The sequence below is a fragment of the Dyella acidiphila genome (assembly GCF_014863405.1).
Classification (GTDB): domain Bacteria; phylum Pseudomonadota; class Gammaproteobacteria; order Xanthomonadales; family Rhodanobacteraceae; genus Dyella_B; species Dyella_B acidiphila.
Window position 1 is genome coordinate 587,102 of sequence record NZ_JACZZA010000001.1, and the last position, 26,642, is coordinate 613,743.

The 26,642-nt window shown below is 64.0% G+C and carries 16 protein-coding genes; 8 read left to right on the top strand and 8 right to left on the bottom strand.

Features of this window, described 5'->3' with window-relative positions; translation table 11 throughout:
* The first annotated feature begins 42 nt into the window (after positions 1–42).
* Entirely contained in the window at positions 43–3,117 is a 3,075-nt protein-coding gene (locus IGX34_RS02740) for a TonB-dependent receptor (protein ID WP_192554120.1), read from the top strand.
* A gap of 169 nt (positions 3,118–3,286) precedes the next feature.
* The gene (locus IGX34_RS02745) at positions 3,287–4,885 is read left to right on the top strand and encodes a tetratricopeptide repeat-containing sulfotransferase family protein (protein ID WP_192554121.1); all 1,599 of its coding nucleotides are present in this window, start codon (positions 3,287–3,289) and stop codon (positions 4,883–4,885) included.
* 111 nt (positions 4,886–4,996) lie between these two features.
* Here the strand turns inward: IGX34_RS02745 and IGX34_RS02750 are convergent, their stop codons facing one another.
* Together IGX34_RS02750 and IGX34_RS02755 are read right to left on the bottom strand one after the other, a co-directional pair.
* Positions 4,997–8,071, bottom strand: a complete 3,075-nt coding sequence (locus tag IGX34_RS02750; RefSeq protein WP_225737148.1) for a TonB-dependent receptor — start codon at positions 8,069–8,071, stop codon at positions 4,997–4,999.
* 515 nt (positions 8,072–8,586) lie between these two features.
* Positions 8,587–9,375 carry an AMP nucleosidase gene (locus tag IGX34_RS02755; protein ID WP_192554123.1) on the bottom strand — a complete coding sequence of 263 codons (789 nt, stop codon included), beginning with the start codon at positions 9,373–9,375 and terminating at the stop codon, positions 8,587–8,589.
* 294 nt (positions 9,376–9,669) lie between these two features.
* On the opposite strand from IGX34_RS02755, the gene IGX34_RS02760 reads away from it, so the two are divergent.
* Positions 9,670–10,614 carry a DegV family protein gene (locus IGX34_RS02760; RefSeq protein ID WP_192554124.1) on the top strand — a complete coding sequence of 315 codons (945 nt, stop codon included), beginning with the start codon at positions 9,670–9,672 and terminating at the stop codon, positions 10,612–10,614.
* A gap of 59 nt (positions 10,615–10,673) precedes the next feature.
* Positions 10,674–11,300, top strand: coding sequence for a DUF4124 domain-containing protein (locus tag IGX34_RS02765; RefSeq protein ID WP_192554125.1), 627 nt, complete (start codon positions 10,674–10,676; stop codon positions 11,298–11,300).
* A gap of 126 nt (positions 11,301–11,426) precedes the next feature.
* Here the strand turns inward: IGX34_RS02765 and IGX34_RS02770 are convergent, their stop codons facing one another.
* Positions 11,427–12,209 (bottom strand): SDR family oxidoreductase, encoded by a 783-nt coding sequence (locus IGX34_RS02770; protein WP_192554126.1) that lies wholly within the window; start codon positions 12,207–12,209, stop codon positions 11,427–11,429.
* A gap of 80 nt (positions 12,210–12,289) precedes the next feature.
* Between IGX34_RS02770 and IGX34_RS02775 the strand changes: the two genes are divergently transcribed.
* Positions 12,290–12,502, top strand: coding sequence for a hypothetical protein (locus IGX34_RS02775; RefSeq protein WP_192554127.1), 213 nt, complete (start codon positions 12,290–12,292; stop codon positions 12,500–12,502).
* 2 nt (positions 12,503–12,504) lie between these two features.
* Positions 12,505–13,329 (top strand): ABC transporter ATP-binding protein, encoded by an 825-nt coding sequence (locus IGX34_RS02780; protein ID WP_192554128.1) that lies wholly within the window; start codon positions 12,505–12,507, stop codon positions 13,327–13,329.
* A 37-nt stretch (positions 13,330–13,366) separates the two neighbouring features.
* On the opposite strand, the gene sppA is transcribed toward IGX34_RS02780, so the two are convergent.
* Positions 13,367–15,250 carry a signal peptide peptidase SppA gene (gene sppA, locus IGX34_RS02785; protein ID WP_192554129.1) on the bottom strand — a complete coding sequence of 628 codons (1,884 nt, stop codon included), beginning with the start codon at positions 15,248–15,250 and terminating at the stop codon, positions 13,367–13,369.
* Between the two features lie 54 nt (positions 15,251–15,304).
* The gene (locus IGX34_RS02790; RefSeq protein ID WP_192554130.1) at positions 15,305–16,711 is read right to left on the bottom strand and encodes an MATE family efflux transporter; all 1,407 of its coding nucleotides are present in this window, start codon (positions 16,709–16,711) and stop codon (positions 15,305–15,307) included.
* Positions 16,712–16,829: 118 nt separating this feature from the next.
* Between IGX34_RS02790 and IGX34_RS02795 the strand changes: the two genes are divergently transcribed.
* On the top strand, positions 16,830–18,026 hold the full coding sequence (locus IGX34_RS02795; protein WP_192554131.1) for a DUF3667 domain-containing protein: 1,197 nt from the start codon (positions 16,830–16,832) through the stop codon (positions 18,024–18,026).
* A 398-nt stretch (positions 18,027–18,424) separates the two neighbouring features.
* On the top strand, positions 18,425–20,599 hold the full coding sequence (locus tag IGX34_RS02800; protein ID WP_192554132.1) for a primosomal protein N': 2,175 nt from the start codon (positions 18,425–18,427) through the stop codon (positions 20,597–20,599).
* A 115-nt stretch (positions 20,600–20,714) separates the two neighbouring features.
* Here IGX34_RS02800 and IGX34_RS02805 read toward each other — a convergent pair whose 3' ends face one another.
* Genes IGX34_RS02805 through IGX34_RS02815 form a run of 3 tightly spaced genes read right to left on the bottom strand, consistent with a single transcriptional unit; the run spans position 20,715 to position 26,593 of the window.
* Positions 20,715–22,169, bottom strand: a complete 1,455-nt coding sequence (locus tag IGX34_RS02805; RefSeq protein WP_225737149.1) for an efflux transporter outer membrane subunit — start codon at positions 22,167–22,169, stop codon at positions 20,715–20,717.
* Positions 22,153–23,367, bottom strand: a complete 1,215-nt coding sequence (locus IGX34_RS02810; RefSeq protein WP_192554134.1) for an efflux RND transporter periplasmic adaptor subunit — start codon at positions 23,365–23,367, stop codon at positions 22,153–22,155. Before IGX34_RS02810 ends, IGX34_RS02805 begins: the two co-directional genes overlap by 17 nt.
* Positions 23,357–26,593, bottom strand: coding sequence for an efflux RND transporter permease subunit (locus IGX34_RS02815; protein ID WP_192554135.1), 3,237 nt, complete (start codon positions 26,591–26,593; stop codon positions 23,357–23,359). The genes IGX34_RS02810 and IGX34_RS02815 overlap by 11 nt, the downstream gene beginning before the upstream one ends.
* Positions 26,594–26,642: the final 49 nt, after the last annotated feature.

Consider the following 26,642-nt stretch of genomic DNA (forward strand, 5'->3'; position numbering starts at 1 on the left):
GGCGCAGCAACGAGAACAATCATCATCAACCGAGGTTCAACCATGATTTCCAGCCATGCCAAGCGCCGCGAAGGTTTCCTGCCTGCGCGACGACAGATCGCCTTTGCCGTATCGCTCGGCCTCAGCCTTGCCGCCGGCGTGCTGCACGCGCAATCGAACTCTACCGGCGTGATCTTCGGCCAGGCCGAAGCCGGCGCAACTATCCACATCGAAAGCGCGCAGACCGGCCTGCGCCGCGACCTCACCACCGATTCGCAAGGCCGCTATCGCGCGGCGTCGCTGCCGATCGGCTCGTATTCGGTGTCGGTGATCCGCGATGGCAAGGTGATCGACAGCCGCAACAACGTACAGACCACGATCAGCAGCGGTACCGAGGTGTCGTTCGCCAACGCCGCCAGCGCGGCCAATGCCAAGAACCTCGGCACGGTAAGCGTCACCGCCAATTCGATGCCGGCGATCGACGTATCGTCGGTGGACTCGCGCACCGTACTCAACGCCACCCAGCTGTCCGAGCTGCCGATTGCGCGCACGTCGATCAGTTCGATCGCGCTGCTGGCGCCGGGCACCGTGCCGGCAGCGCGCGGCTATGGCAATGCGTTGTCGTTCGGCGGTTCGTCGGCCTCGGAGAACTCGTTCTACATCAACGGATTTTCGGTCACCAATCCGCTCACCGGCGTGAGTTCGCGCCAGCTGCCGTATGACGCGATCGACCAGGAACAGGTACTGATCGGCGGCTACGGCGCCGAATACGGCCGCTCCACCGGCGGCGTGATCAACGTGGTCTCCAAGCGCGGTACCAACGACTGGAAGGGCGACGTGCAGATGTTCTGGTCGCCCAGCGCGCTGGCGCAGGAGCCGCGCAATGTGCATCGCCGCGACGGCTCGCTCTACCAGATCGGCAACAACTACGCCGGCCGCGACAGGGATGAGCTGCAGTACTCGGGCTCGATCGGCGGCCCGCTGATCAAGGATAAATTGTTCTTCTTCGGCGCCGCCGATGCGATCCACTCCAACGACCAGCTGTACACGCCGCAGACTGCCGGCTCCACCGCGCAGAACGACAACAACCGCATCACCCGCTGGCTGGCCAAGGTCGACTGGAACATCACCGACAGCAACATCGTCGAATTCACCGCCATCGGCGACGACGAACAGACCGATTCGCAGATCTACGGCTACAACTACCTCAGCGGCCAGAACACCGGCTATCTCGGCCATCAGTACACCAAGAACTACAACGGCACGCAGACCAACGGCACGCCGGGCGGCAACGTCTACATCGCGCACTACACCGGTTACATCACCGATGACCTGACGATCAACGCGATGTACGGCAAGAGCAATTCCGATCACATGCAGACGCTCACTGGCCAGGGTGGTTCGGCTTGTCCCTCGATCCAGGACAACCGCGCCATCGCTGCCACCAATCCGGCGCCGAGCTGCCAGTTCGGCAACTCCACCGTGCTGCGCCCCGGCTCGAAGGACAGCACTGCGGGCTGGAGCCTCAACGTCGAATATCGCCTCGGCGATCACGATCTGCGCGCCGGCATGGACAACTACAACCTGCGCGCCACCTGGGGCAGCGCGCCTGTAGGCGGCACGCAGTGGCGCTACTACGACGTCGGGAACGGCCAGGCGATCCAGCAGCGCCTTACCAACCTCGGCCTGAGTCCGACGCTGTACAACCCGGCCAACTTCGCCAACGGCTGGTACGCGGAATCCACCGGCCTCAGCACCGGCACCTCGGCACGCACCGCGCAGCGTTCGGAATTCGTGGAAGACAACTGGCAGGTGACGGATCGCTGGCATGCCTACATCGGCCTGCGCAACGAACAGTTCACCAACTACAACGGTATCGGCCAGGCGTATGCACGCGAACGCCATCAGCTCGATCCGCGCCTGGGTGTGTCGTGGGACGTATACGGCGACAGCACGCTGAAGGTGTACGCCAATGCCGGCCGCTACCATCTGGGCCTGCCCACCAGCGTCGCGGTGCGCGGCGCCGGTCCGTCCACCTTCCCATCCACCTACTACAGCTTCACCGGCATCGATCCGCTCACCGGCGTGCCGACCGGCATCAGCACCGGTGCGGCCTATTCCGGTACGTACTACAACAACGGTGCCAACGGCGTACCGCCGGATGCCAAGACCGTTTCGATCAAGAACCTGAAAACCTACTACCAGGACGAGTTCATCCTCGGCTTCGACAAGCAGCTGTCGGAAACCTGGACGGTCGGCGCGAAGGCGATGTTCCGCGTGCTGCGCAACCTGATCGACGACACCTGCGATGCGCGCCCGCTGCAGGCCTGGGGCGATGCGCATGGGCTGAGCGACCAGGTAGCCGCTGGCCTGGCGCGCAGCACGGGCTGCTGGCTGTTCAACCCGGGCAACCACGGCACCTTCGTGCTGTCGCCGGCACCGGGCCAGTACCTGGATGTGCCGCTCACCGCCGCCGAAATCGGCGAGCCCAAGGCGAAACGCCGCTACTACATGCTCGACATGTACGCCGAGCACCAGTTCAGCGACAAGTGGTACGGCCGCTTCGAATACACCTTCTCGCGCAGCTACGGCAATTCGGAAGGCCAGATGAATTCGGACATCGTGCAGGCCGACGTGTCGACCACGGAAAGCTGGGATTTTCCGGAGATCATGGAAAACACCAACGGTCCGCTGGCCAACGACCAGACACACCAGATCCGCATCCTCGGCACCTATCAGCCGACACCGGAGTGGCGCTTGTCGACGGTCACCCGCATTGCTTCCGGCACGCCGATCAGCTGCATCGGTGCGCGTCCGGAATCGGCGGGCGGCGATCCGATGAATTACCAGGCGGCCTATTTCTGGTGCAACGGCCAGCCCTCGGCACGCGGCTCCAAGGGCCGTACCCCGTGGACGTATGGCCTGGACTTCAGCGCCGCCTGGCAGCCGGCCTTCCTCGATCACCGCTTCACGCTGTCGGCGGATATTTTCAATCTGCTCGGCAAGCAGCGCGTAACGCAGCTGTATGAGTCCTGCGAGAACGCTTCCGGTGCAACGGTGATCGATTGCTTCCGTCCGCGTTCGTTCCAGGATCCGCGCTACGTCCGCCTCGGCGCGCGCTACGACTTCACGCTCTGAGGTCGCTCCCCATGCGGGCTCAGGGACGAGTCCGCACCTTTTTCACGCGGCATGCGTCGCTTTCCTCCAGCACAGGCCATCCTTCGGGGTGGCCTCTTTTTTCGCCGCCGCCCGGGCCGCTGATGTAGTCTTTCGCGTTGGATCACAGCGGCTTTCGGGGATACGCAACATGACGGCAAACCAGGCTCCATCGCCGGAAGATCGTGCAGCTGGCTTGTCGCCCACCGCCCGTCGTTTTCTGGAGGAGGCCAGCCAGGCGTTTGGCCGCGGCCAGCCAGGCATCGCCGAGCGCTCATTGATCAGCGCGCTGGCCTTGGCGCCGAAGAACGCCGAAGTCCACATGCTGCTGGGCATCGCATCGCAAATGCAGGGCGACCACGCCAAGGCCGTCGAGGCGTTCGAGCATGCACTTCGCCTGCGCGCCGACGACGCCCCCACCGTGATGTATCTGGGCATCTCGCAGTTCGAGCGCGGCGCGGTGGAGCAGGCCCTGGCGTCCTTCCAGCGCGCATGCGAACTGGCGCCGCAGATGACGCCGGCCTGGTACAACCTGGGCAAGGCCTTGAAAGTGCAATGGCGCCGCGTGGAAGCCTGCCAGGCGATGGAGCGCGTGCTGCAGCTCGATCCCGCACACATGCTGGCGCGCCTTAGCTTGGCCGATACCCAGCTAAGCCTGGGCGACGTAGCCGCTGCGATCGCCAACTACCGCGAGGTATTGCGCCGCCAGCCCGAGCATCCCGAAGCATGGTTTGCCTTGGCCAATCTGAAGACCGAAGCGCTTAGCGAACAAGATGTCACGCTACTGCAGCGCGCGTTCCGCAAGCCGGGCCTGGCCGCCGATGCACGCATCCGACTCGGCTTCGCGCTGGCCAAGGCGCTGGAAGACCAGGCCGCCTACGCCGCTTCGTTCGAGGTGCTGCGCGAAGCCAATACGCTGAAGCGCACGCAGTTGCGCTGGAGCGCTGCGGAAGAACACGCGCGTGTCGACGCCATCATGTCGGCGTTTGCTGCCTCCATGCCGGCGCCGCTCGATCCGACGCTGGGCCATGAAGTCATTTTCATCGCCAGCTTGCCGCGCTCGGGTTCCACCCTGATCGAGCAGATCCTGGCCTCGCATCCGCAGGTGGAAGGTGCGGACGAAATCACCGATCTGCCGCAGGTGCTCGACGAAGAATCCAGACGCCGCGGCCAGCCGTTTCCGCAATGGGTCGCGGCGGCCACCGCCGAGGACTGGGCGCGGCTGGGGCGCGACTATCTCGCACGCACCGCGCGCTGGCGCCTGCAGCGCCCGCGCTTTACCGACAAGAACATGCTGACTTGGCAGTACCTGGGCGCGGCCCTGGCAATGCTGCCGGGCGCGCGCGTGATCAACTGCCATCGCGATGCCGTGGAAACCTGTTTTGCCTGCTATCGCCAGCTCTTCAGCATCGGCTCGCATTTCAGCTACGACCTTGACGACATGGCGAGCTACTACAACGACTACGTGCGTCTTTGCCATTACTGGCAACAGCGTCATCCGCAGCAGGTGCTGGACTATTCCTATGAAGCCCTGCTCGCTGACAGCGAGCCGCAGATTCGGCGCCTGCTGGATTTCTGCGGCCTGGACTTCGATCCCGCCTGCCTGGCGTTCCACCAGACCTCGCGCACCGTGCTCAGCACCGCCAGCGCCGCCCAGGTACGCCAGCCATTGCAGAAGAGCACCGCACGCGCAGCGCATTACGAAGCTCAGCTGGCGCCGTTGCGCGCACGTCTGCAGTCGACAAGCTAAACACACCGCATCCGCTCGATGCATAAAAAAAGCCGCCGGATGACCGGCGGCTTTTTTTGTTTTGCTGCAACGTGGCTGGAAGAAGCCAGCCACGTTGTATTTGCTTGACGCTTACCAGTCGTAGGTAACGCCGACCTGCACGGTACGCGGAGCTTCCACTGCCGCGGCGCCGTTGGACAGCTGGTACACCGACTTGTACAGCGCGTTCGGCGAAGCCACGGTACCGAAGTCTGCCTGGTACTGGGTGATCTTCTGCTCGTTGGTCACGTTGCGAACCTGCAGCTGGAAGCCCAGCTTCTTGTCCGCCCACAGCGGGCGATATTCCAAGGTCAGGTCCAGCGTGTGGATCCACGGAGTGAAGCCGGTGCTGCCCGCCGGGGTCGGCACGCCGCCGCACCAGTGGTAGGCACCCACGCCGTAGCCCAGGCCCGGGTTGCTTTCGTTCGGACCGTACAAGCCAAGGCACGAAGCCGGGGTACCCGAAGCGATCTGCAGCACGCCGCTGATCGACCATTCCGGCAGGAACTGGTAGGTACCGTAAGCCTTCAGCACATGCTTGCGGTTGTTCGACTGCAGGCCGTTGGCGGCCGACATCACCTGGCCGTAGTCCCACTGCTCGGTCGCCGACTGAGAAGTACCGCCCTGGCCGATGTTCGACTGGGTCGGACCTTCGGTGGTGCCGTAGCTCTTGGAGTAGACGTAGTCCACCTTCGCCCACCACTTGCCATCCCACGGATGCTCCAGGAAGAGCTCCAGAGAGTAGAAGTTGCGGTAAGCCGGCGGATACAGCAGCTGCGACGGGCTGACCCAGCCGTAGGCGTAACCGCCGTTGGCGTTCTGCAGCTTGTAGTACTCGGTCGAACCCGGGTTGATCAGGATACTGGCGTTGGCGTTCAGCGGACCGCCGTTGGCGCAGTTGCCGCCGGTCTGGCCGGCCAGGCCCGGATTCTGAGCCATGACGGCGTCGCAGATCGCGTACTGGCCTTCGCCGGTATCGTCGATGATGCGGCCCAGCTTGGTCCAGGTACCGGTTACGCCGTAATCCCACGACGGGTTGATCTGCTGCTGGAAGCCCAAGACGTAGGAATCCTGGTACTCAGCCTTCAGATTGCGCGCCGCAACCGTGGAAGCGTCGAGCGGCTGGCCATACTCGTTGTTGGCCGACACCGGCACGCCCGGACCTGCGGTCTGGCCGATCGAGGGGATCGCGGTCAGGCCGGTCGGAGCGCCGTTACCGTCGATACCGGTATAGGTGTAGTACTGGCCGGTATAGGTCGAAGCCGAGGCTTCACGCAGAGCCACGCCGGTCGGCAGCGCGAGGTAGTAGCGGCCCGCGTTGGCGAACAGCTTCATGCTCGAGTCGCCGAGGATGTCCCAGCTGAAGCCCAGGCGCGGGGCCCACTGCGGCTTGGTCAGACGCACATAGGCTTCGCCGACCGGGTTGTAGTTGGTGAACTGGTCGTTACGCAGACCGAGGTTCAACAACATGTTCGGCGTAACCTGCCAGGTATCCTTGATGTACTGCGCGCGCTGTGCCACTTCCACCGATGCGCTGGTGATGTAGACAGTCTTTTCGACGTAGTACTCGCTGCCGATCGGGGCGACGTACGGAGCGGCGTTCGGGTTGTTGCCCACGATCGCCTGGCCCGGGGTGGCGGGGCCGTAGTTCCAGTAGTAGCCAGGACCGGTCGGGATCGAACCGTCGTTGATGTCGCGCGTGGTCTGGTTGTCGATACCAACCTGGATGTTGTGATCGCCGAGCTTGTAGCTCAGGTCAAAACGCAGGTTGGTTTCTTCCGACTTGTGGTTCGGGTTGGTGACGTCGGCGTACAGCTGGCTGTTGGTGCAGTTCTGAGCCGGGCAATAAGCCGGGTTCTGATAGTTCGCACCAGCAATGGCCGGCAGCGAGGACGCGGTACCCGGGGTAGTCGAGTAGTACGTGCCGTCCATCTTGCCGTACAGCACGTTCAAGGTCAGGTCGTCGGTGATGTACGACGTGAACTTGGCGATGCCGAGGTTGAAGTTGTTCTTGAAGAACGTGTTGTAGCCGGCGAACGCGCCTTCGCTACGGGTGGCGTAGTCGTAGTTGTAGTAGTCACCGTTGTAGTTTTCCGTCGACTTGATACCGGTCAGCGACAGAATGTTCGAATCGGTGATGTTCCAGTCCAACTTCGCGTAGTACTTCGGATTGGAGTACTTGTTCTGGTACTCGTAAGGCGTACCGCTGTTCGCGCTGACGTTGTCCGTATCGCGATGATCGGCTTCGGCAGCGATGAAGAAGAACAGCTTGTCCTTGATCAGCGGGCCGCCGACGTAGGCGTCGTAGATCTGTTCCCACTGCGAGTTGTCATTGCGGTACTGCAGCAGGCTGCCCGGAGCCGTCGACCCGGAGGTGATGGCGGGGTTGCGGTAGTACATGTTTGCCTGCGTGCCATTGGCACCCGACGGCGACCAGAACACTGCGCCACCGAAGTGCCACGTGTTGGTGCCGCTCGCGCCCACCTGGCTGATCACGCCGCCGGTCGAACGACCGTATTCCGGACCGTAACCGTTGGTGAGGGTTTCCTGCTGGGCGATCGCGCCGTAGGGCAGCGTGATACCGCCCGAGTCGGACAGCGGATCGGTGGTGTTGAAGCCGTTGATGTAGTACGCGTTTTCAACCACCGACGAACCACCGAACGACACCAGCGGTTCACCGGTCGGGCCGCCGCCGAGCGCGCTCGCGCCCTGCACGGTGCCCGGCGCCAGCAAGGCGATCGCCGCACCGGTACGGGCCAACGGCAGGTTCTTCAGCTGCTCGGAGGTGATAACCGTGCTTTCCTGCGTCGAGCTCACGTCGATCGGCGGAATCGCATTGGCGGTCACCATCACCGACGACAGATTCTGTGCGTTGCTGGACGAAGCGGCGCCGGCAGCGGCGACGAAGTCCACGTTCACGTTACCGGCAGCCAGGGCGGTCACGCCCTTCTTGGTCTGCACGGCCTGACCGTTCTGCATCAGGGTGACGTCATAGGTACCCACCGGCAGCGTGATGCTGTAGCGGCCCGACTTGTCGACCGGCACGGTACGGTTGTAGCCCGAACCACCGATGATCTGCACCGTTTCACCGCTGGCAACCGGCGCTTGGCCGAAGATCGTGCCATTGGTCGACTGTGCGAGAACGCTCCCTGAAAAACCGAATCCCATGGCAACAGCCACAGCCAACGCAGTGTGACGCACCGGCATCCTGGATGCGGGCGCAAGCTTTTTAATACTCATGCGGTAAAACCCCCAGCGGCAAGAATTTTTTTAAAACGGATCAGCCGTCGCTGGCCTTCCTTTGCCGAGCCGGGCCTTATGGCCCTGACTGCGAAAAACACGACGTTTGATCGTCCCCATCCCCAACAGATTGTTTGGTCAGCGAGCCTCTACTTAACCACTGCTTAGCAATCTGATGCGCCGAACATACGGTTCCAAATAACAGAAAGTCAACGGCAAAAAATTACGCTTCTTGTGCAAGAAATTACGAATTATAAAAAGCCTTTCCGGCTCGGAATTTACCGGGCCGGCCGTTCATAAAAACCGACAATAGCCGCAAGAAATTGCGTCATGAAATAGCGCGTTTTTGTCGTCGAACTGACGGAGACATCACCCTGTAACAACATCCAGGTAAACCCGGAGAAGGCCCAAATGGGCGCTCCGGGCCACCGTCGCCGCGCCGATCACTCGATCGGATCTTCCTCGAATCGCAGATGCTTAACACTTCGGCCGTTGCGGCGGACCAGCTTGAGCGCCTCGATGCCGACGCGGATGTGCGCCTCCACGTACTGGGCGGTGACGCTGCGGTCGCTCAGCTCGGTCTTCACCCCTTCCGGGATCATCGGCTGGTCCGACACCAGCAGCAGCGCCCCGCAGGGAATGTGGTTGGCGAAGCCGGCAGCGAAGATCGTGGCTGTCTCCATGTCCACCGCCATGCAGCGGGTACGGCGCAGGTATTCCTTGAAGGTTTCGTCGTGCTCCCACACGCGCCGGTTGGTGGTGTAGACAGTGCCGGTCCAGTAGTCGTGGCCGAGGTCGCGGATCATGGTCGACACGCCGCGCTGCAGCTGGAACGCCGGCAGCGCCGGTACTTCGGGCGGCAGGTAGTCGTTGCTGGTGCCTTCGCCGCGAATCGCCGCGATCGGCAGGATCAAGTCGCCCAGCTTGTTTTTCTTCTTGACGCCGCCGCATTTGCCCAGGAACAGCACGGCGCTCGGGCTGATCGCGCCGAGCAGGTCCATCATGGTCGCGGCATTGGGGCTGCCCATGCCGAAATTGATCATGGTGATGCCATCGGCCGTGGCATTGGGCATGGGTCGATCGCGTCCCTGCACTTCCACCCCGTGCCATTCGGCGAACAGGTCCACATAGTGGCCGAAGTTGGTCAGCAGAATATGCGGGCCGAACTGCTCCAGCGGCACGCCGGTATAACGCGGCAGCCAGTTGCTTACGATCTCTTGTTTGGTCTTCATAGGTGCTCTTGAGCAGAGCGCAGCGAGCCATCGCTGCGCATGACCGGCGACGCCACGCCGGCGGAATGCCAAATAGAAGCCCCGCCATTTTAGAGGTTATCGATGAACGCCGGGCGGCAGCATGCATCACCTATGCAAAGGCTATACATGCCGCTACCGTCGTCACGCATACCTTCAACGCAGGTCGTGCAAGCGTGTGGCCGGGTGCCATGGAACCTTGGCGCACTGCGACAATCACAGCTTGATAACGCGTGCTATGTTCCGCACGCCATGACAAGGTGAGGGAGTGGCAAGATGCGAATGGGCTTGGCTATCGATGCGTCCTGCGATCTGCCGCAGGATTTCCTGCAACAGCACGACATCGCCGTCATGCCCATCGCGGTGCGGGTGGATAGCTCCACCTTCAAGGACAATCGCGACCCCGCCGAAATCCAGCGCTTTCTCAGCCTCAAGCTGGGCAGCCGCAGCCATTCGGCGGAAACCGAGCCCTGCTCGGTGGAAGACGTGCAGAAGCTGTTCCTGGAAAAACTGGTGCTGGAAAAGGACTGCGTGTTCTGCCTCACCATCACCGCCACGCGCAGCCCGATCTACGACCACGTGGTGAAAGCCAGCTTTGCGGTACTGAAAAACTACCGCCAGGTGCGCGAACCGGCCGGCATCACCGGGCCGTTCCTGATGCGCGTGATGGATACGCGCAGCCTGTTCGCCGGTTCCGCTCCCTGCGTGATCGAGGCAGTACGCCTGATGCAGGCGAATGAAACGCCGGCGGCGATCCGCGAGCGCCTGGCCTATATCGCCGAAAACTCCTACGGCTACATGTTGCCGCGCGATCTTTATTACCTGCGCGCGCGCGCCAAGAAGAAAGGCGACCGCAGCGTGGGCCTGCTCAGTGCCGTGCTCGGTTCCACCCTCGACATCAAGCCACTGCTGCGCGGCTACCGCGGCGACACCAGCCCGGTCGGCAAGGTGCGCGGCTGGGAGCACGGCTGCGAGACCCTGTTCCAGTACGCCGCCGACCGCGTGCGCGCCGGCCTGCTGGTCCCGGTGATGTGCACTGCCTATGGTGGCGACCTGGCCGAGCTGCCCAAGCTGCCCGGCTACGACAAGCTGGCGCAGACCTGCGAAGAATACGGCGTGACCCTGATGCAGGCGCCGATGAGCATCACCGGCATGGTCAATGTGGGTGAAGGCGCGGTGACCGTCGGCTTCGCCGCCGAAGAACACCAGGTCGACTTCTGACCGCCATCCGGCCGGCGGCTGCCGGGTCGCGCGCTGCCAACCTCCTTTATTCTTGCGGCATGAATCGCCTGTCCGCCCTGTTGCTGGTTGCACTGCTTCTGCTGGCGCTGCGTGCACCTACGCCGGCCCAGGCCGATACCACTGCATATAAGTGTGTCTCAGCCCAGGGGCAGGTGGTTTATCAGGACAAACCCTGCGCGCATGGTCAGCAGCAGCAGACCTTGCAGTTGGAGGACAAGGAGCCCGCTCCCCCGCCGCCTGCGTCTGCCACGGACGAGGCGGCCCCTGCAGCAACCGTCGCCGCCGCGCCTGCACCGGCCCCGCTGCGCACGCCGCCCGCGCCGATGTACCGCTGCATCAACGCTGTCAACAAGAACAGCTACATCAGCAGCAATGGCGATCCGCAGCCGTATTACGCGCCGCTCGCCGTGACCGGCATCGTGCCTACCCCGCTCGGTCATACCTATGCGCCGCCCGGCCGCGGCGCCGCCAACGCCGCCACCATCGCCAGCCACTACGTGCTGGTGCAGGACAGTTGCCAGGCGATGACGCCGCAAGACACCTGCTCGGAATTGCGCGACGAATACGACGCCAACGAAAGCAAGCTGTCGCGCGCTTTCAAGAGCGATCAGCCGCCGCTGCTCCAGCGCGAAAAAGATTTGCTCGCCCAGCTCAATCGTTGCTGAGCAAAACCTGTGCAGCATGTGCGCAAGCCGACGCAAATACTTGTCGCGCAACGCCTGCAGAAAGTTGTCCACAGGTTTGCTACCAGGCTGTCCCCAATCGCTGTGGAAAACTGCCGGCGGCCCGGCTCAGAAGCCGTAGTTGAGAAAACCGCCGTCTACCGCCAGCAATTGCCCGGTGATGTAGCTCGCCGCAGGCAGGCAGAGAAAAGCAATCGCCGCAGCGACTTCTTCCGGCTCGCCAATGCGCCGCAGGGGCGTGTGATCGAGCACTTCGTCCAGATAATCCGCATCGGCCAGCGCCGGTTCCGAACGCTGTGTGCGGATGTACCACGGCGCGACGGCGTTGACGCGGATGCCGTCGATCGCCCATTCCGCCGCCAGATTGCGCGTGAGCTGGTGCAGCGCCGCCTTGGTCATGCCATACGGCGAACCGGTGCGCACATGGGTGACGCCGGATACCGAACCGACATTGACGATCGCCGCATGCGCGTGCTGCGCCAGATACGGATGCGCCAGGCGGCACATTTCATAAGCCGAGAACAGGTTCTGCTCGAAGATCTCGCGGTATTCGTCCGGCTGATAATCAAGCGTGGCCTTGGGCGCATTGCCGCCGGCATTGTTGATCAGCAGCGACAGCGGCACTTCCAGATCGGCGATCCAGTCGAACACGGCCATGCGATCTTCAGTCACGCTTACATCGGCCGCAAACGACAACACCTCGACGCCGGGAAAATCATCGGCCAGTTCCACGCATACCTGCTCGAGATAATCCTCGTCGCGCGCCACCAGCAGAAGATCGGCGCCCAATCCGGCCAGTTCGCGTGCAGCGGCATAGCCGATGCCCTTGCTGGCACCGGTGATCAAGGCGGTGTGATCCTGCAATTGCCACGCGTCGATGCGGTTATTCATGCGCGCAGCTTACAGGAACAGCTTGTTCCAGACCGCGCATGGCGGGACACTCTCCCGCATCGCTGCCCGAGGCCATTGCCATGAAAACCGTCGCCGCCCTGCTGTGCCTGCTCGGCCTTGCCGCATGCAGCAACAAGCTGCCCGCACCGCAGTCCGATCCCTCGGCAGCAGCCACCTCGGCTGCACCGTGGGCGGCCATGAAGCAGGATGAGCAGCGCGCCAAGGACGTGCAGAAGATGGCCGACAAACAGGCCGCCGACCAGGACAAGCAGATCCAGCAGCAGACGCAGTAAGCATGTTGGATAGCACTCACGCCATTGATACCGCCGCGCCACTGCTGGAGATTCACCGGGCCAGCGTGATGCGCGGCGAGCAGCTGATCCTCGACCAGTTCAGCCTGCGCCTCGCCACCGGCCAGCACACCGCCATCCTCGGCGCCAATGGCTCGGGCAAATCCACCTTAATCCGGCTGATCGCGCGCCAGCTCTATCCGCTGGCGCGCGGCGACGGCACGCCGGTGATCCGCGTGTTCGGGCGCGAGCGCTGGAGCGTCAGCCAATTGCGCAGTCTGATCGGCATCGTCTCGCCCGCGCTGCAGCTGGACTACACCAGCGATGCGCCGCTGGAAGTGTTCGATGCGGTGGTATCGGGTTTCTTTGCCGCACGCGGCCTGGGGCTGGATCACCAGATCACGCCGCCGATGCGCGAACGTGCGCATGCAGCGCTGGCGCAGATGGATGCCTCGCCACTGATCGGCCGCGAGATGGCCAGCCTGTCCACCGGCGAGGCACGGCGCGTGCTGATTGCGCGGGCGCTGGTGCATCGACCGCGCGCACTGCTGCTGGACGAACCCTGCGCCGGCCTCGATCCGGCCAGCCGCCGCCGCTTTCTCGAAAGCCTGCGTCAGCTCGCCCGCCAGGGCACCACGCTATTGCTGGTCACGCATCACGTGGAAGAAATCCTGCCGGAGATCGAGCATGTGCTGCTGTTGCGCGAAGGCCGTTTGCTGCAGGAAGGACGCAAGACGGAGGTGCTGACCGACGCTGCGCTGAGCGCGGCATTCGGCATGCGCATGCAGGTCGGACGGCGGGGCGACTATTACAGCGCCGAAGTGCTGTAGCGCGCTCCCTCTCCCCGCGGGGAGAGGGAGTAGAACGTCAGTGCGGCGAGCAGAAGCAATACGAATACACGTTCGGCTGGCCCGCCTGCGCCGTGCGCAGCATTTGCAGTTCCGGGGCGAGTGCGGGCAACTGCGCCACCCAGCTCGGCAGCTTCACGCCATAGCCCTGCAAGCCCGCCACCATCGCCGTCTGATTGAGGCTGACCACGAAGCGCTCGAACGCGCCCATCGGCTGTTCCTGGTAGCGCACGGCGTAATCCTTGCCCAGATGCGCCAGATCCGCCGCCTGCGTGATGGCGGTATTCAAACCGCCCAGCTGGTCGACCAGGCCACGCTGCATGGCCTGCTCGCCGGTCCACACGCGGCCCTGCGCAATCGCGTCGATGGCGGTGTAGTCCTTGCCGCGCGCCTGCGCCACGCCACCGACGAAATCGTGATAGCCCTTGTTGATCACCGACTGGATCACCGAACCCACCTTGGGATCCAGCGGCCGGCTGATATCGAACGCGCCGGCCAGTGGCGTGGTGCTGACGCCATCGCTGCTGACGCCGAGTTTGGCCAGCGCGTTGGGGATGGTGTAGTACATGCCGAAGATGCCGATCGAGCCGGTGATGGTGTTGGGCTCGGCGTAGATCTTGTCGGCATTCATCGCGATCCAGTAGCCGCCGCTGGCCGCCACATCACCCATCGACACCACCACCGGAATGCCGGCTTTGCGGGTCTGCGCCACCTCGCGGCGGATTTCTTCGGCGGCATACACTTCGCCGCCCGGTGAATTCACCCGCAGCACCAGCGCCTTGGTGCGCTTGTCCTGGCGTGCGCTGCGGATCAGCGCCGCGGTGGATTCGCCGCCGATCGAACCGGCCGGCTGCTCACCGCCGGAAATCTCGCCTTCGGCCACCACCACCGTCACACCCGCACCGGTGAGCTTGTCGCGCGTGGGCATGGCCGCGGCATAGCGGTCCAGGGTCACGCCGCGGATGCCATGGCCGTCCTTGCCGGCGGGCACGCCCTGCGAACGCAGGGTTTCGATCAATTCCTCGCGCGTGGCCAGGCCATCGATCAGATGTTCGTCCAACGCCAGCTTGGCCAAGTCGCCCTGGGCGCCGGCAATGCGATCGGGCAATTGGTCGATGTCCGCTCGCACCACCGCCGGATCGAGCTTGCGCAGCTTGGCCACGGTAGCGATGTAGCCGTCCCACAGACCGCCCATCCAGTAACCGTCCGCTTCCTTGGATTCGGGCGAGGCGTGATTGAGGATGAAAGGCTCGGCCGCGCTCTTGAACTGGCCGACACGGAACAGGTAGACCTGCACGCCCAGCTTGTCGAGCAGATCCTTGTAGAACAATCGATAGTTGGCCAGGCCGGTGATCAGCACGCCGCCCTGCGGATCGAGCAGGATGCGATCGGCGTGCGCCGCCAGCAGATACTGGTACTGATCCAGATTCGACGCCCACGCCACCACCGGCTTGCCGGCGGCGCGGAAGCGGTCCAGCGCGGCGCCTACTTCGGTCAGCGCGGCAAAACCGCTGGCCTGCAGCTGGCTGGGATCGAGCACGATGCGCGTGATGTGCGCATCCTTCGCCGCCGCATCGATCGCACCGGTGAGATCGCGCAGCTGCACTTCCTTGGGCTCGTTGCCGGAAAGCTTGGACAGTGCACGCTGCATCGGATTGATGCTGTATTGCTCCACCAGCCGCCCCTGCGGCTTCAGCACCAGCACGCTGCTGTCCTGGATATCGATGTTGTGCCTGGTCGCGCCGATCGCAAAGATCACCAGCAGGAACAGAAACAGAAAGCCGAAGAACAGCAGGTTGATCAGCACCAGCCTCACCATATTGAGGCCGCGGCCGAACACGCGCAGAAAAGCCCAGAATCCATTCGGCTGGCGCGCCTGGCGCAAGGGCGGGGGTGTCGTCATAAATCCATCGATCCTCTTGGTCGACCGTGAGCGTAGCCGCTTATACGGTCCGGGTCATGAGGGAATCGTGGCATCCGCGGTGGACGTTGTGACAGGGCCAAACGTCCCGGGTTGCGGCCGGCGCGAACTCAGCCAGAAACGCGTGAACAACAACACCGCGGCCATGCTCAAGCCGGCGATCAGGCCCATCCAGATACCGCGTGCGCCCAGGCCGAGATGGAAGGCCAGCCACCAGCCCACCGGCATGCCCACTATCCAGTAGGCGAACAAGGTGATCGCCATCGGCACACGCGTATCCTTCAGCCCGCGCAAGGCGCCGTTGGAGGCGACCTGGATGCCATCCGAAAACTGGAACAGCCCGGCTAGCAGCAGCAACTGCGAAGCCAGCGCGATCACCGCAGGATCATGCGTGTAAAGCGAAGCAATAAGATGCGGCACGCCCAGCATCAGCCCGGCCGAGATCAGCTGGGTGACCAGGGTCAGGCCGATGCCGCAGAAGCCGGCATAGCGCACGCCCGCCGCATCGCCGCGGCCGACAGCATTGCCGACGCGCACGGTGATCGCCATTGCCAGCCCGAGCGGAATCATGAAGAACAGCGACGCGACGTTGAGCGCCACCTGATGGCTGGCCACCACGTCTTCGCCCATGGTGCCGATCAGCAGCGCGGCGGCCACGAACAGGCCGCCTTCCGCCAGCAAGGTGACCGCCATCGGAAAACCGATATGCATCAGCGCGCCGATGCGCTTGAGATTGGGCCACTCGAAATGCTCGAACAGACCCAGTCCCTGATAGCTGCGATGGCAGGCCACATAGATGCCGAACGCCAGCATCTCCAGCCACAGCACCGTGGCCGTGGCGATGCCGCAGCCACGCGCACCCTGCGGCGGCAGGCCCAGCTTGCCGAACATGAAGATATAGCCCAGCGGCACCAGCAGGAACAGGCCGCCGAAGCTGAAATACATCGACGGGCGCGTCAGCGACAGTCCTTCGGACAAGCCGCGCAGCGCGAAATAACAGGTAAGCGCCGGCGCCGCCCAGCTGATGGCGCGCAGGAATTCGCCCACGTCCAGATACAGGCCGGGGGATACGCCGATCAGCTTGATCAGCGGCTCGGCATGGCGCACTGCAAACCACAGCACCACGCCCATGCCCAGCGCCAGCCACACCGCCTGGCGGAACACCGCCCCGGCCTCATGCCGGCGGCCGGCGCCATCCAGCTGCGAAATCGACGGCGGCACCGCCATCATCATGCCGATGCCCGAGACCAGCGCCAGCGACCAGATGCTGGCGCCCACCGCCACTGCGCCAAGCACGTGCGCGCCCACGTGACCGGCCAGCACGGCATCGATCACATTGCTGCCGATGGCAGCCAACTGGGCGAAGATCAGCGGAAGTGCGAGGCGCACGGTAGCGCCGATCTCCCGTGACACACGGGCACGGTCGAGATGGAAGGCGGGCATGGAATGAGCTCTCCGTAGCCGTTCATTGTACACACCAGGCCGCATGCTTCAGGCCGGCAGCGGTAAAAACCGTACACATATGCCAAGATCGCGGGCTTGTACCGAAGGGGATCGGGGCATGAAGGAATTGACGTCGTTCGAAGGCGTGAAGTGCGCCAACTGCGCCACGCCGCTGGAAGGCGAGTACTGCCACCACTGCGGCCAGTCGGTGCACAGCGTGCTGCGCCCGGTGCACGGGCTGCTGGAAGAATTCCTGGAAACGGTGCTGCATATCGACGGCCGCATCCTGCACACCCTGCCGCCGCTGTTCCTCAAGCCGGGCTTTCTCACCCTGGAATATTTCAGCGGGCGGCGCGTGCGCTATATCGCCCCGTTCCGGCTGATGTTCGTGCTGTGCCTGCTGTCGTTCTTCACCATGCACCTGGCAGCGGACGTGATCTCTTCGCGTGCCGGCCAGCGCCACCAACAGGACCTGATCAGCGGCGCGGCCAGCAACTTCGACGAAGACCACAACGCCGACGTGGTGCGCAAGGACCTGGCCCGCAAGCTGGCCAGCCTGGAGGCCCTGCGCGAGTCCAATGCCCGGCCCGGCGGCAATCCGGCCATCGCCGCTCAGGTCGAACGCAGCGAGCAGCAATACCGCGCCGACGCCGCGCAGCGCCTGCACGACCTGGGCGTGCCCGCGGCGACCGCCTCAGCCGCCAAGGCGGCCCCTGCCCCGGCCAGTTCGGCCGATGACGATTACAGTGACAAGCCGTCCGACTGGACCGTCAAGCCGGTGTCGATCCACTGGCTGCCCGCCTTCGCCAACGAGCGGCTGACGGTGCTGGACCAGCACATGATCGACAACATGCACGAGCTGTTCCACGGCACCGAGGCCCAGCGTACCCAGGCGCGCGAGCGGCTGATCACCAACGTGTTCAGCGAGCTGCCCGAGACCATGCTGGTGATGATGCCGTGCTTCGCGCTGCTGCTGACCCTGTTCTATCTGTTCAAGCGCCGGCTGTACATGGAGCACCTGATCGTCTCCCTGCACAGCCATGCCTTCATCTTCCTCAGCCTGATGCTGATCACCCTGGCCGGCATGCTCTCCACCTGGCTGCGCCCGCATGCGGCCTGGACCGGCTGGGCGCTGGGCCTGTGCCAGGGGGCGCTGATGCTGTGGCTGCCGGTCTACCTGTTCCTGATGCAGAAGCGGGTCTACCGCCAGGGCGGCCTGATGACCTTCGTAAAATTCTGGCTGATCGGCTGGTGCTATTTCTGGCTGCTGACCTTTGTCCTCAGTCTGGCGGCGATGCTCGGCCTGGCCCACTGATTGTCATTTTCCGGGGCCGGAAAGGTCGGTTTTGCACAGCGTCAAGGGATTGACATATCCGTGTGTCCAGGTCGTGGAGTCGGCTAGGACAAGATCGATGCTTTGGCGCAATCCACTGAAAATATTGACTATTTTTAGCTGATCAAAACTTGAACAGCTTGTCATAAGGTCCATTCTGGCGCGTGTTAAGCCCCCCTCTCAACGGTACATCCACAGACTTATCCACAGATCTTGTGGATAAAGGAAAAACCACGTGTCGCTGAGCCACTTAGCCGTTTTTCCTAGATGACAAGGCATCACTCGCAGGCAAGCCTTCGACGCAACATCCTTCGCCATCCGGACCCGTGCGTTGCCGGCTGCGCGATACACTTGAGCCGGTAGCGCGCCCGATCTCGACCATGCCATCCGCCCTCCGCATCGCCCTGCCGGTTCCCCTGCCCACCTTGTTCGACTACCTGCCGCCAGTCAGCGGCGAGGCGGCGGTGGGCAGCCGTGTGCTGGTGCCGTTCGGGCGCGGCAAGTCAGTGGGCGTGGTGGTCGCGGCCGGGGTCGAAGCGCAAGTAGGCAGCGCACGGCTCAAGCGCGTGCTGCGGGTGCTGGACGATGCGCCGCTGCTCGATGCCGAATTGATGCAGACGCTGGCCTGGGCCGCCGACTACTGGCTGGGCGCCCCCGGCGAAGCCTATGCCAACGCACTGCCGCTGCTGCTGCGCGAGGACAAGCCGCTGCCGGAAACACGCGAGCCGGTGTGGCAGCTGAGCATCGCCGGCATGAGCGCATTGGATGCCGGCAGCCGCCGCGGAGGCAGCCGCGCCTTGCTGCAGGCGCTGGCCAACGGACCACAGCCCGCGGCGGATCTGGATATCGCGTTGCCGGAGTGGCGCGCCGCCGCACGCCGCCTGGCCGAGGCCGGCCTGATCGAGCGCGGCGAACAGTCGCTGTCGCCGACCGCGCAACCCGCGCTGGCCGCACCGGCCCTGCATCCCGAACAAGCGGTCGCCGTGCAGGCCGTCGCGGCGGCCTTCGATCGTTTTCAGCCGTTCCTGCTCGATGGCATTACCGGCAGCGGCAAGACCGAGGTGTATCTCGCGCTGATCGAACAGGCGCTGGCGCAGGACAAGCAAAGCTTGTTGCTGGTACCGGAAATCGGCCTGGCCCCGCAAACCGTGCGCCGCCTGCGCGAACGCCTGGGCGTGCCGGTGGAAGTGCTGCATTCCAACCTGGCCGAAGGCGAACGCGCGCGTGCCTGGCTGCGCATGCGTTCGGGCGAATCGAAAGTGGTGCTGGGAACGCGCTCGGCCGTGTTTACGCCGTTGCCGCAGGCGGGCCTGATCATCGTCGATGAAGAACACGACGGCGCCTACAAACAACAGGAAGGCTTTCGCTATCACGCACGCGACCTTGCCCTGGTGCGCGCACGCGCCTTGAACGTGCCGGTGCTGCTGGGCTCGGCCACGCCCTCGCTGGAAAGCCTGGCCAACGTCGAAGCCGGTCGCTATCAGGCACTGCACCTGCGCTCACGTCCCGGCACGGCGCGTCCGCCGCAAGTGCAGATCATCGACATGCGCGCGCAGCGGCTCGAACACGGCCTGTCGCCGGCCCTGTTGCACGCCATCGGCGACACCGTGGCGCGCGGCGAACAGGCGCTGGTGTTCCGCAATCGCCGCGGCTACGCACCGGTGCTGCTATGCCACAGTTGCGGCTGGCATGCCGAATGCCCGCGCTGCGAACATCCGATGACTTTGCACGCGGCCTGGCGCCGCCTGATCTGTCATCACTGCGATCATCAAGCCGCCGTGCCAGCCGCATGCCCGGCGTGCGGCAGCAACGAGCTGAAGCCGCAAGGCCAGGGCACCGAGCGCCTGGAAGAAGCGCTTACCGCGCAATTCCCGCAAACACCGGTGCTGCGCATCGACCGCGAGACCACGCGACGACGCGACGCCTTCGAGCAATTGCTGGCCAATCTGCATGAGGATGCGCCGGCAATCCTGGTCGGCACCCAGATGCTGGCCAAGGGCCACGATCTGCCCAATCTCACCCTGGTGGCGATCGTCGGCGTGGACGAAGGTCTGCTCAGCGTGGATTTCCGTGCCAGCGAACGTTTGGCGCAATTGGTGGTGCAAGTAGCCGGTCGCGCCGGCCGCGCGCGCAAGCCCGGCCGCGTGCTGCTGCAGACACATCATCCGGATCATCCGCTGCTGCGCAGCCTGCTGGCGCAAGGTTACGCCGTGGCAGCCAAGGAACTGCTGGTCGAACGCCGACAGACCGGCCTGCCGCCGCATGGCCATCAAGTGCTGCTGCGCGCGGAAGCGCATCAGCGCATGGCCGTCGACGCCTTTCTCGGCGAAGCCCGCGCTGCGTTGCCCGATACCGATGCACTGCAGATTGCCGGACCGATGCCTGCACCGATGCCGGTGCGGGCCGGACGCCAGCGCGGCCAACTGCTGGTGGAATCGCCCAGCCGGCGCGATCTGCATATGGCGGTGCGGCCATGGTCGTTGCAGCTTGCGCAGCTGCCCAGTGCGCGCAAAGTGCGCTGGTCGCTGGATGTGGATCCGGTGGATTTGTATTGATCCAAACCCGCGCGATGCGTAGGTTGGGTTAGCGCAGCGTAACCCAACGATGTCGCTACGAAGACGGATCGTCGGGTTACGCTGCGCCAACCCAACCTGCGTTCGGTGCAAGGGATTATTTGCCCGACGCTTGCGCCACCATCCCAGCCTGCTCGCGCGTCCAACCGCCACCCAACGCCCGGATCAGATCCACGCTCGCCTGCAAGCGTCGCGTCCGCAGCGTCTGCGCATCGCGCTGCGCCGACAACGCCGCCGTCTGCGCCGTCACCACATCCAGGTAATTGACGATGCCTTCGCGATAGCGATTGGTCGCAATGCTCTGGGTTTTCTGCGCGGCAACCACCGCCTGATCTTCCTGATCGGCTTCCACTCCCAGATCCCGTAGCAGCACGAGGTTGTCCTCCACATCGCGGAAGGCCGCCAGCACCACTTGCCGATAATCGGCCGAGGCTTCGTCGAACTCGGCATGCGCCTGACGCAATTGCGCGCGGCGCAGACCGGCGTCGAACAGGTTCAAGGTCGCCAACGGCCCCAGCGACCAGAAACGATTGCCGATGCCCAGCAGATTGCCGAAACCGGTGTTCTGGAAACCGTAGCTGCCGGACAGACTCAGATCCGGAAAGAACGCCGCCCGCGCGACACCGATGCCTGCGTTCGCAGCGAATACGCGACGCTCCGCTGCCGCGATATCCGGGCGACGCTCCAGCAAGGTGGACGGCACGCCCGGCGGCGTTACCGGCACCTGCAACTGCTGCGTATTCGCTGCCAGCGAAAAGCTCGATGCCGGCTCGCCGATCAGCGCGGCGATGGCGTGCTCGGTCAGTGCGCGTTGCGCCATGACCTCGGTCACCTGCGCCTGCGCATCGTGCAGCTGTGCTTGTGCGCGCGAGACATCCATGCCGGATGCAATGCCGCCCGCGTGACGGTTCTCCGTCAAGTCCAGCGCACGCTGATAGGCCCGCAGGGTGTTTTGCAGAATGCCGGTCTGGATGTCGTAGCCGCGCAGGCGCACGTAATCATCCGCGAGCTGCGCTTCAAGGCTCAGCTTGGCCGAGGCCAGATCGGCCTGCGCCGCCTGCGATTGTGCATGCCCTTCGCTGACTTCGTTACGGATGCGACCCCACAGATCCAGATCGAAGCTGGCGGACACGCCCGCCGTGTCGGCGTCGTATTCATCCGGCTGGCCGGACCCGCGCAGCGGGCGGTTATTCGACTGACGATCGCGCTGCGGGTTGGCCGAAAAATCCAGGCTGGGAAACAAGCCGGAACCGAGTTGGCTCTCGAAGGCGCGCGCCGTGTCGTAGCGGGCCAGCGCGGCGGCGAGGCCGGGATTGTCCGCATCCAGCTTGCCTTCCAATTGGCTCAGCGCATCGTCGCTGTACACCGTCCACCAGTTCCCGCGCGGCAACTGATCAGCGGGTTGCGCCACCTGCCAGGCCGTGCCCGCTTCTTTGAACGAGGCGGGCATCGGTGGCAGCGCAGGCGTGTGATACGTCGGTGCCAGCGAGCAGCCGCCCAGCATGGCGATGGCCGTGGCTGCTACCAGCAAACGATTAGCGTGCCGCTGCATGGCCCTTCTCCGCAGCCGCCTGGTCGGTAGCATCGCTGTCGCTGGCATCCAGTTGCACGCGATCGCCGTTCATCAGCGAATCCGGCGGATTTTCGATCACGCGGTCATTCTGCGTGAGGCCTTGGTCGATCAACAGCGTCTGGCCAAGATCCATGCCCACGTGCACGTCGTGCAGATGCGCGTGGCTGTCCGGCCCGAACACCGCCACTTGCGGACCATGCGCGCGGAAGATCAGCGCGCTGGCCGGAATGCTGACCAGGTTCGGATTGGTTTCCAGCGACAGCTTCACATCGGCGTAGTCGCCCGGCTTGAGCGCGCCATCGTCGTTGTCGGCTTCGAACTGCGCCAGCATGCTGCCGGAGGCCTGGTTGATCGCGCCGGAGTTGCCGAGCAACGTAGCCTGGAACGTGCGCCCCGGATATTCGGGCACGCTCAGCGTTACCTTCATGCCGGGCTTGATACCGCCGGCATCTACCTGCGGAATCGGTACGTACAGGCGCATATGCGTGGTGTCGGCCACGGTGAACAGCTCCTGGTTGCTGTTGTCGTTGTTGGCGGTGATCAGGTCGCCCACGTCGGTGCGGCGCGCCGTGACCAGACCCTTGAACGGCGCCACGATGTTCTTGAACGCCTCCAGTGCATTCAGGCGATCCACATCGGCCTTGGCCGCCAGCACGGTGGCCTCGGCGGCCTCGGCTTCGCCGGCCTTTTCATCAGCTTCCTGCTTGGACACCGAATCGGAGGCGAGCAGATGCTGCCAGCGCTTGGAGGTGATGTTGGCCAGATTGTCGTCGGCGCGTGCCTTGGCCAGCACCGCCTTGGCCTGCTCCAACTGTTGATCGAGCTCCGGCGTATCGATGCTGGCCAACACCTCGCCAGACTTCACCTGAGCGCCGATGTCCTTGTACCAGTTCTTCAGATAGCCGCTGACGCGCGCGTGGATCGGCGAGCTGTACCACGCTTCCAGATGACCGGGCAGCGTGATCACATGCACTTTGTCCGGATCCGACGGCGGCGCCAGGCGCACGGTGGGAATCAGCTGGTCGTCGGTCCATTGCACCAGTTCGTGATGATCGTGATAGCGGATCGCCAGGCCGCCGCCGACGATCAGCACCGCTGCGATGATGCCGATGACGGCAAGCTTTTTCAGGCGCGGCGGACGCGCTGCGACGTGCACGGGTGCAGGGTTATGCGACATGGGGAATTCCTGCGGCAGGTTCGGATTCGGAAGAGGTTTGCTCGCGGCCGTGCACGATGCTGAAGATCACCGGCACGAACAGCAGGGTGGCGCCGGTGGCGAACAGCAGGCCGCCGATCACCGCGCGCCCCAGCGGCGAATTCTGTTCTTGCGTCAACGCCATCGGCAGCATGCCGATGATCATCGCCAGCGCGGTCATGCAGACCGGACGGAAGCGGGTGAACCCGGCTTCCAGCGCCGCCTTCATCGCGTCGCCGTGCTCGGCCAGGCGTTCGCGCGCAAAGCTCACCACCAGGATCGAGTTGGCAGTGGCCACGCCCATGCACATGATCGCGCCGGTCAAGGCCGGTACCGACAGCGTGGTATGCGTGGCGAACAGCATCCACACGATGCCGGCCAGCGCGGCGGGCAATGCCGTGATGATCACGAATGGATCCAGCCACGACTGGAAGTTCACCACGATCAGCATGTAGATCAGCACCACCGCGCCGAGCAGGCCGAACAGCAGGCCGCTGAAGGCGGTATTCATGGCCGTAACCTGGCCGAACAAACCGACGGTGGAACCTTTCGGGCGATCCTTGGCGAAATCGTTGAGCACCTTCTGGATATCGGAGGACACCGCGCCCAGGTCACGTCCCTGCACCGCGGCGTAGACGTCGAACGACGGTGCGATGTTGTAATGCGTGACCACCGCCGGCGTATCGGTGCGCGTGATCGACGCCAGCGCACCCAGGGTCTGCTGCGCGCCGGTGCTGGCGGAGGTGATCGGCAGACTTTGCAGCTGAGCCATGCTGTCCATGTTGTACTGCGGTGTCTGCGCTACCACCGCGTAGGACACGCCGGTGCGCGGATTCAGCCAGAAAGTGGGCGCCACCTGCGAGCTGCCGGCCAGCGAGGACACCATGCTGTTGGTGACATCCTTTTCGGTGATATCCAGCTGGTCGGCGCGCACGCGATCGACGTTCACGTTCAACTGCGGCTGGCCCACCGACTGCTGCAGGCGCACGTCGGCGATGCCCGGGATGCTTTTCATGCGGCGCATGATCTGGATCGCATACGCCTGATTGGCGGCCAGGTCGCGGCCGGAGATCTTCACGTCCAGCGGCGCGGGCGCGCCGAAGTTGAGGATCTGGCTGGCCATGTCCGCCGGCAAGAACGAGAAATCCGTACCGGGAAATTCGCGCGGCAGCACGGTGCGCAGTTTTTTCACGAACTCGTCGGTGGGATCGTGGCCTTCCTTGAGCAGGATCTGGATGTCGCCATCCTGCGGACCGATCGTGCCGGTATTGCTGTACACCATATTGGTGCCGCTGATCGGCAGGCCGATGTTGTCAATGATGTTGTCCAGCTGCGCCGGCGGGATCACCTTGCGGATCGCGTTTTCCACGCGGTCGAATTCCGCCGCCGTATCCTCGATGCGCGTACCTACCGGTGCGCGCACATGCAGGGCGATCGCGCCCGAATCGGTGCTTGGGAAGAAGTCGCGCCCCAGGAACGGCACCAGCACGAACGAGGCCACCACAAAGGCGAGAAAGCCCAGCACGAACTTCCTGCGCGCGCCCAGTGCCAGGCTGAGCATGCCGTAGTAGGCGTCGCGGATCTGGGAGAAGCGGCGCTCGAAACCCTGCTGAAAATGGACCAGCGCCAGCCGTACCGAACTGCGCCGCATCGACGGATGCTGATCGCCTTCGTGATGGTTGATGAACGGATCTTCCGGATGCTCGCCTTCGCCCGATTCCATCACGTGCGGCTTGAGCAAATACATCGCCATGGTCGGCACCAGCGTGCGCGACAGCACGAACGAGGAAATCATGGCGAAGATCACCGCCAGCGCCATCGGCCGGAACAGATAGCCGGCGATGCCTTCCAGCATGAACATCGGCACGAACACGATGCAGATGCACAGCAGCGAGACGAAGGCCGGCGTGACGATCTGGCGCGCGCCGTCCATGATCGCGGTGTGCACGTCCTTGCCCTGCTCCAGATGCCAGTTGATGTTCTCGATGGTCACCGTGGCGTCGTCGACCAGGATGCCCACCGCCAGCGCCAGGCCGCCTAGCGTCATCACGTTGAGCGTTTGCCCGAACGCTGCCAGCAGCGCGATCGCCGACAATACCGCCAGCGGAATCGACACGGCGATGATCACGGTGGAACGCCAGCTGCCGAGGAAGATCAGGATCATCAGCGAAGTGAGACAAGCGGCAATCGCACCTTCGCGCGCCACCGACGTCACCGCCGCTTTCACGAATATCGACTGGTCGCCCAGCGGCTTGACCTTCAGCGAGGGCGGCGTGGTTTCCTCGATCAGCGGCAGCATTTTCTTGATGCCGGCCACTACCGATAGCGTCGATGCCTCGCCGTACTTCAACGCCGACATCAGCACCGCGCGATGGCCATCCACGCGCACGATGTTCTGCTGCGGCGGCGCGCCATCGCGTACGTGTGCGACCTGGCCAATGGTGATGGTGGCGCCGTTGACGGTCTTGATCGGCAGGTTGTTGAGCTCTTCGATCGCCGTGGGGCTGTCGTTGAGCTGCACCATGTAGTCATCCCGGCCGATCTTGATATCGCCCACCGGCACGATCTGGTTCTGCGCGGCCAATGCATTGCCGACGTCCTGCGCGGACAGGCCCTTGGCGGCCAGCGCCTGCGGATCCAGGTCGAGCATCACCTCGCGGTTCTTGCCGCCATACGGCGAAGGCACCGCCACGCCGGCCACATTGGTCAGCGCGGGGCGGATGAAGTTCTGGCCGATATCCAGAATCTGCTGCTCGGAAAGCTTGTTGCTCGACAGCGCCAGCTGCAGGATCGGCACGGTGGAGGCGTTGTAGTTGATGATCTGCGGCGGCGTGATGCCCGGCGGCATCTGCTTGAGCACCGTCTGCGAGATCGAGGTGACCTGCGCCGTGGCGGTGCGGATATCCACGCCCGGCTGGAAGAAGATCTTCACCACGCCGATGCCGGGCAGCGACTGCGATTCGACATGCTCGATGTCGTTGACCGAGGTACTGAGCGAGCGCTCGTAGTAGTAGATCACGCGGCCGGACATGTCGTTGGGCGACAGGCCGTTGTAGGTCCACACCACGCTGATCACCGGGATGCCGATGTTCGGGAAGATATCCGTGGGCGTGCGCAGCGCCGCCAGCGGCCCTACCAGCAGGATGAACAGGGCAAGGACGATAAAGGTGAGCGGGCGCGAGAGGGCGATCCGGACGAGGGCCAGCATGGGCGCGATTCCAGCAGCTTGCGTTAGCGTTGCCGCGTATTATCGAAAT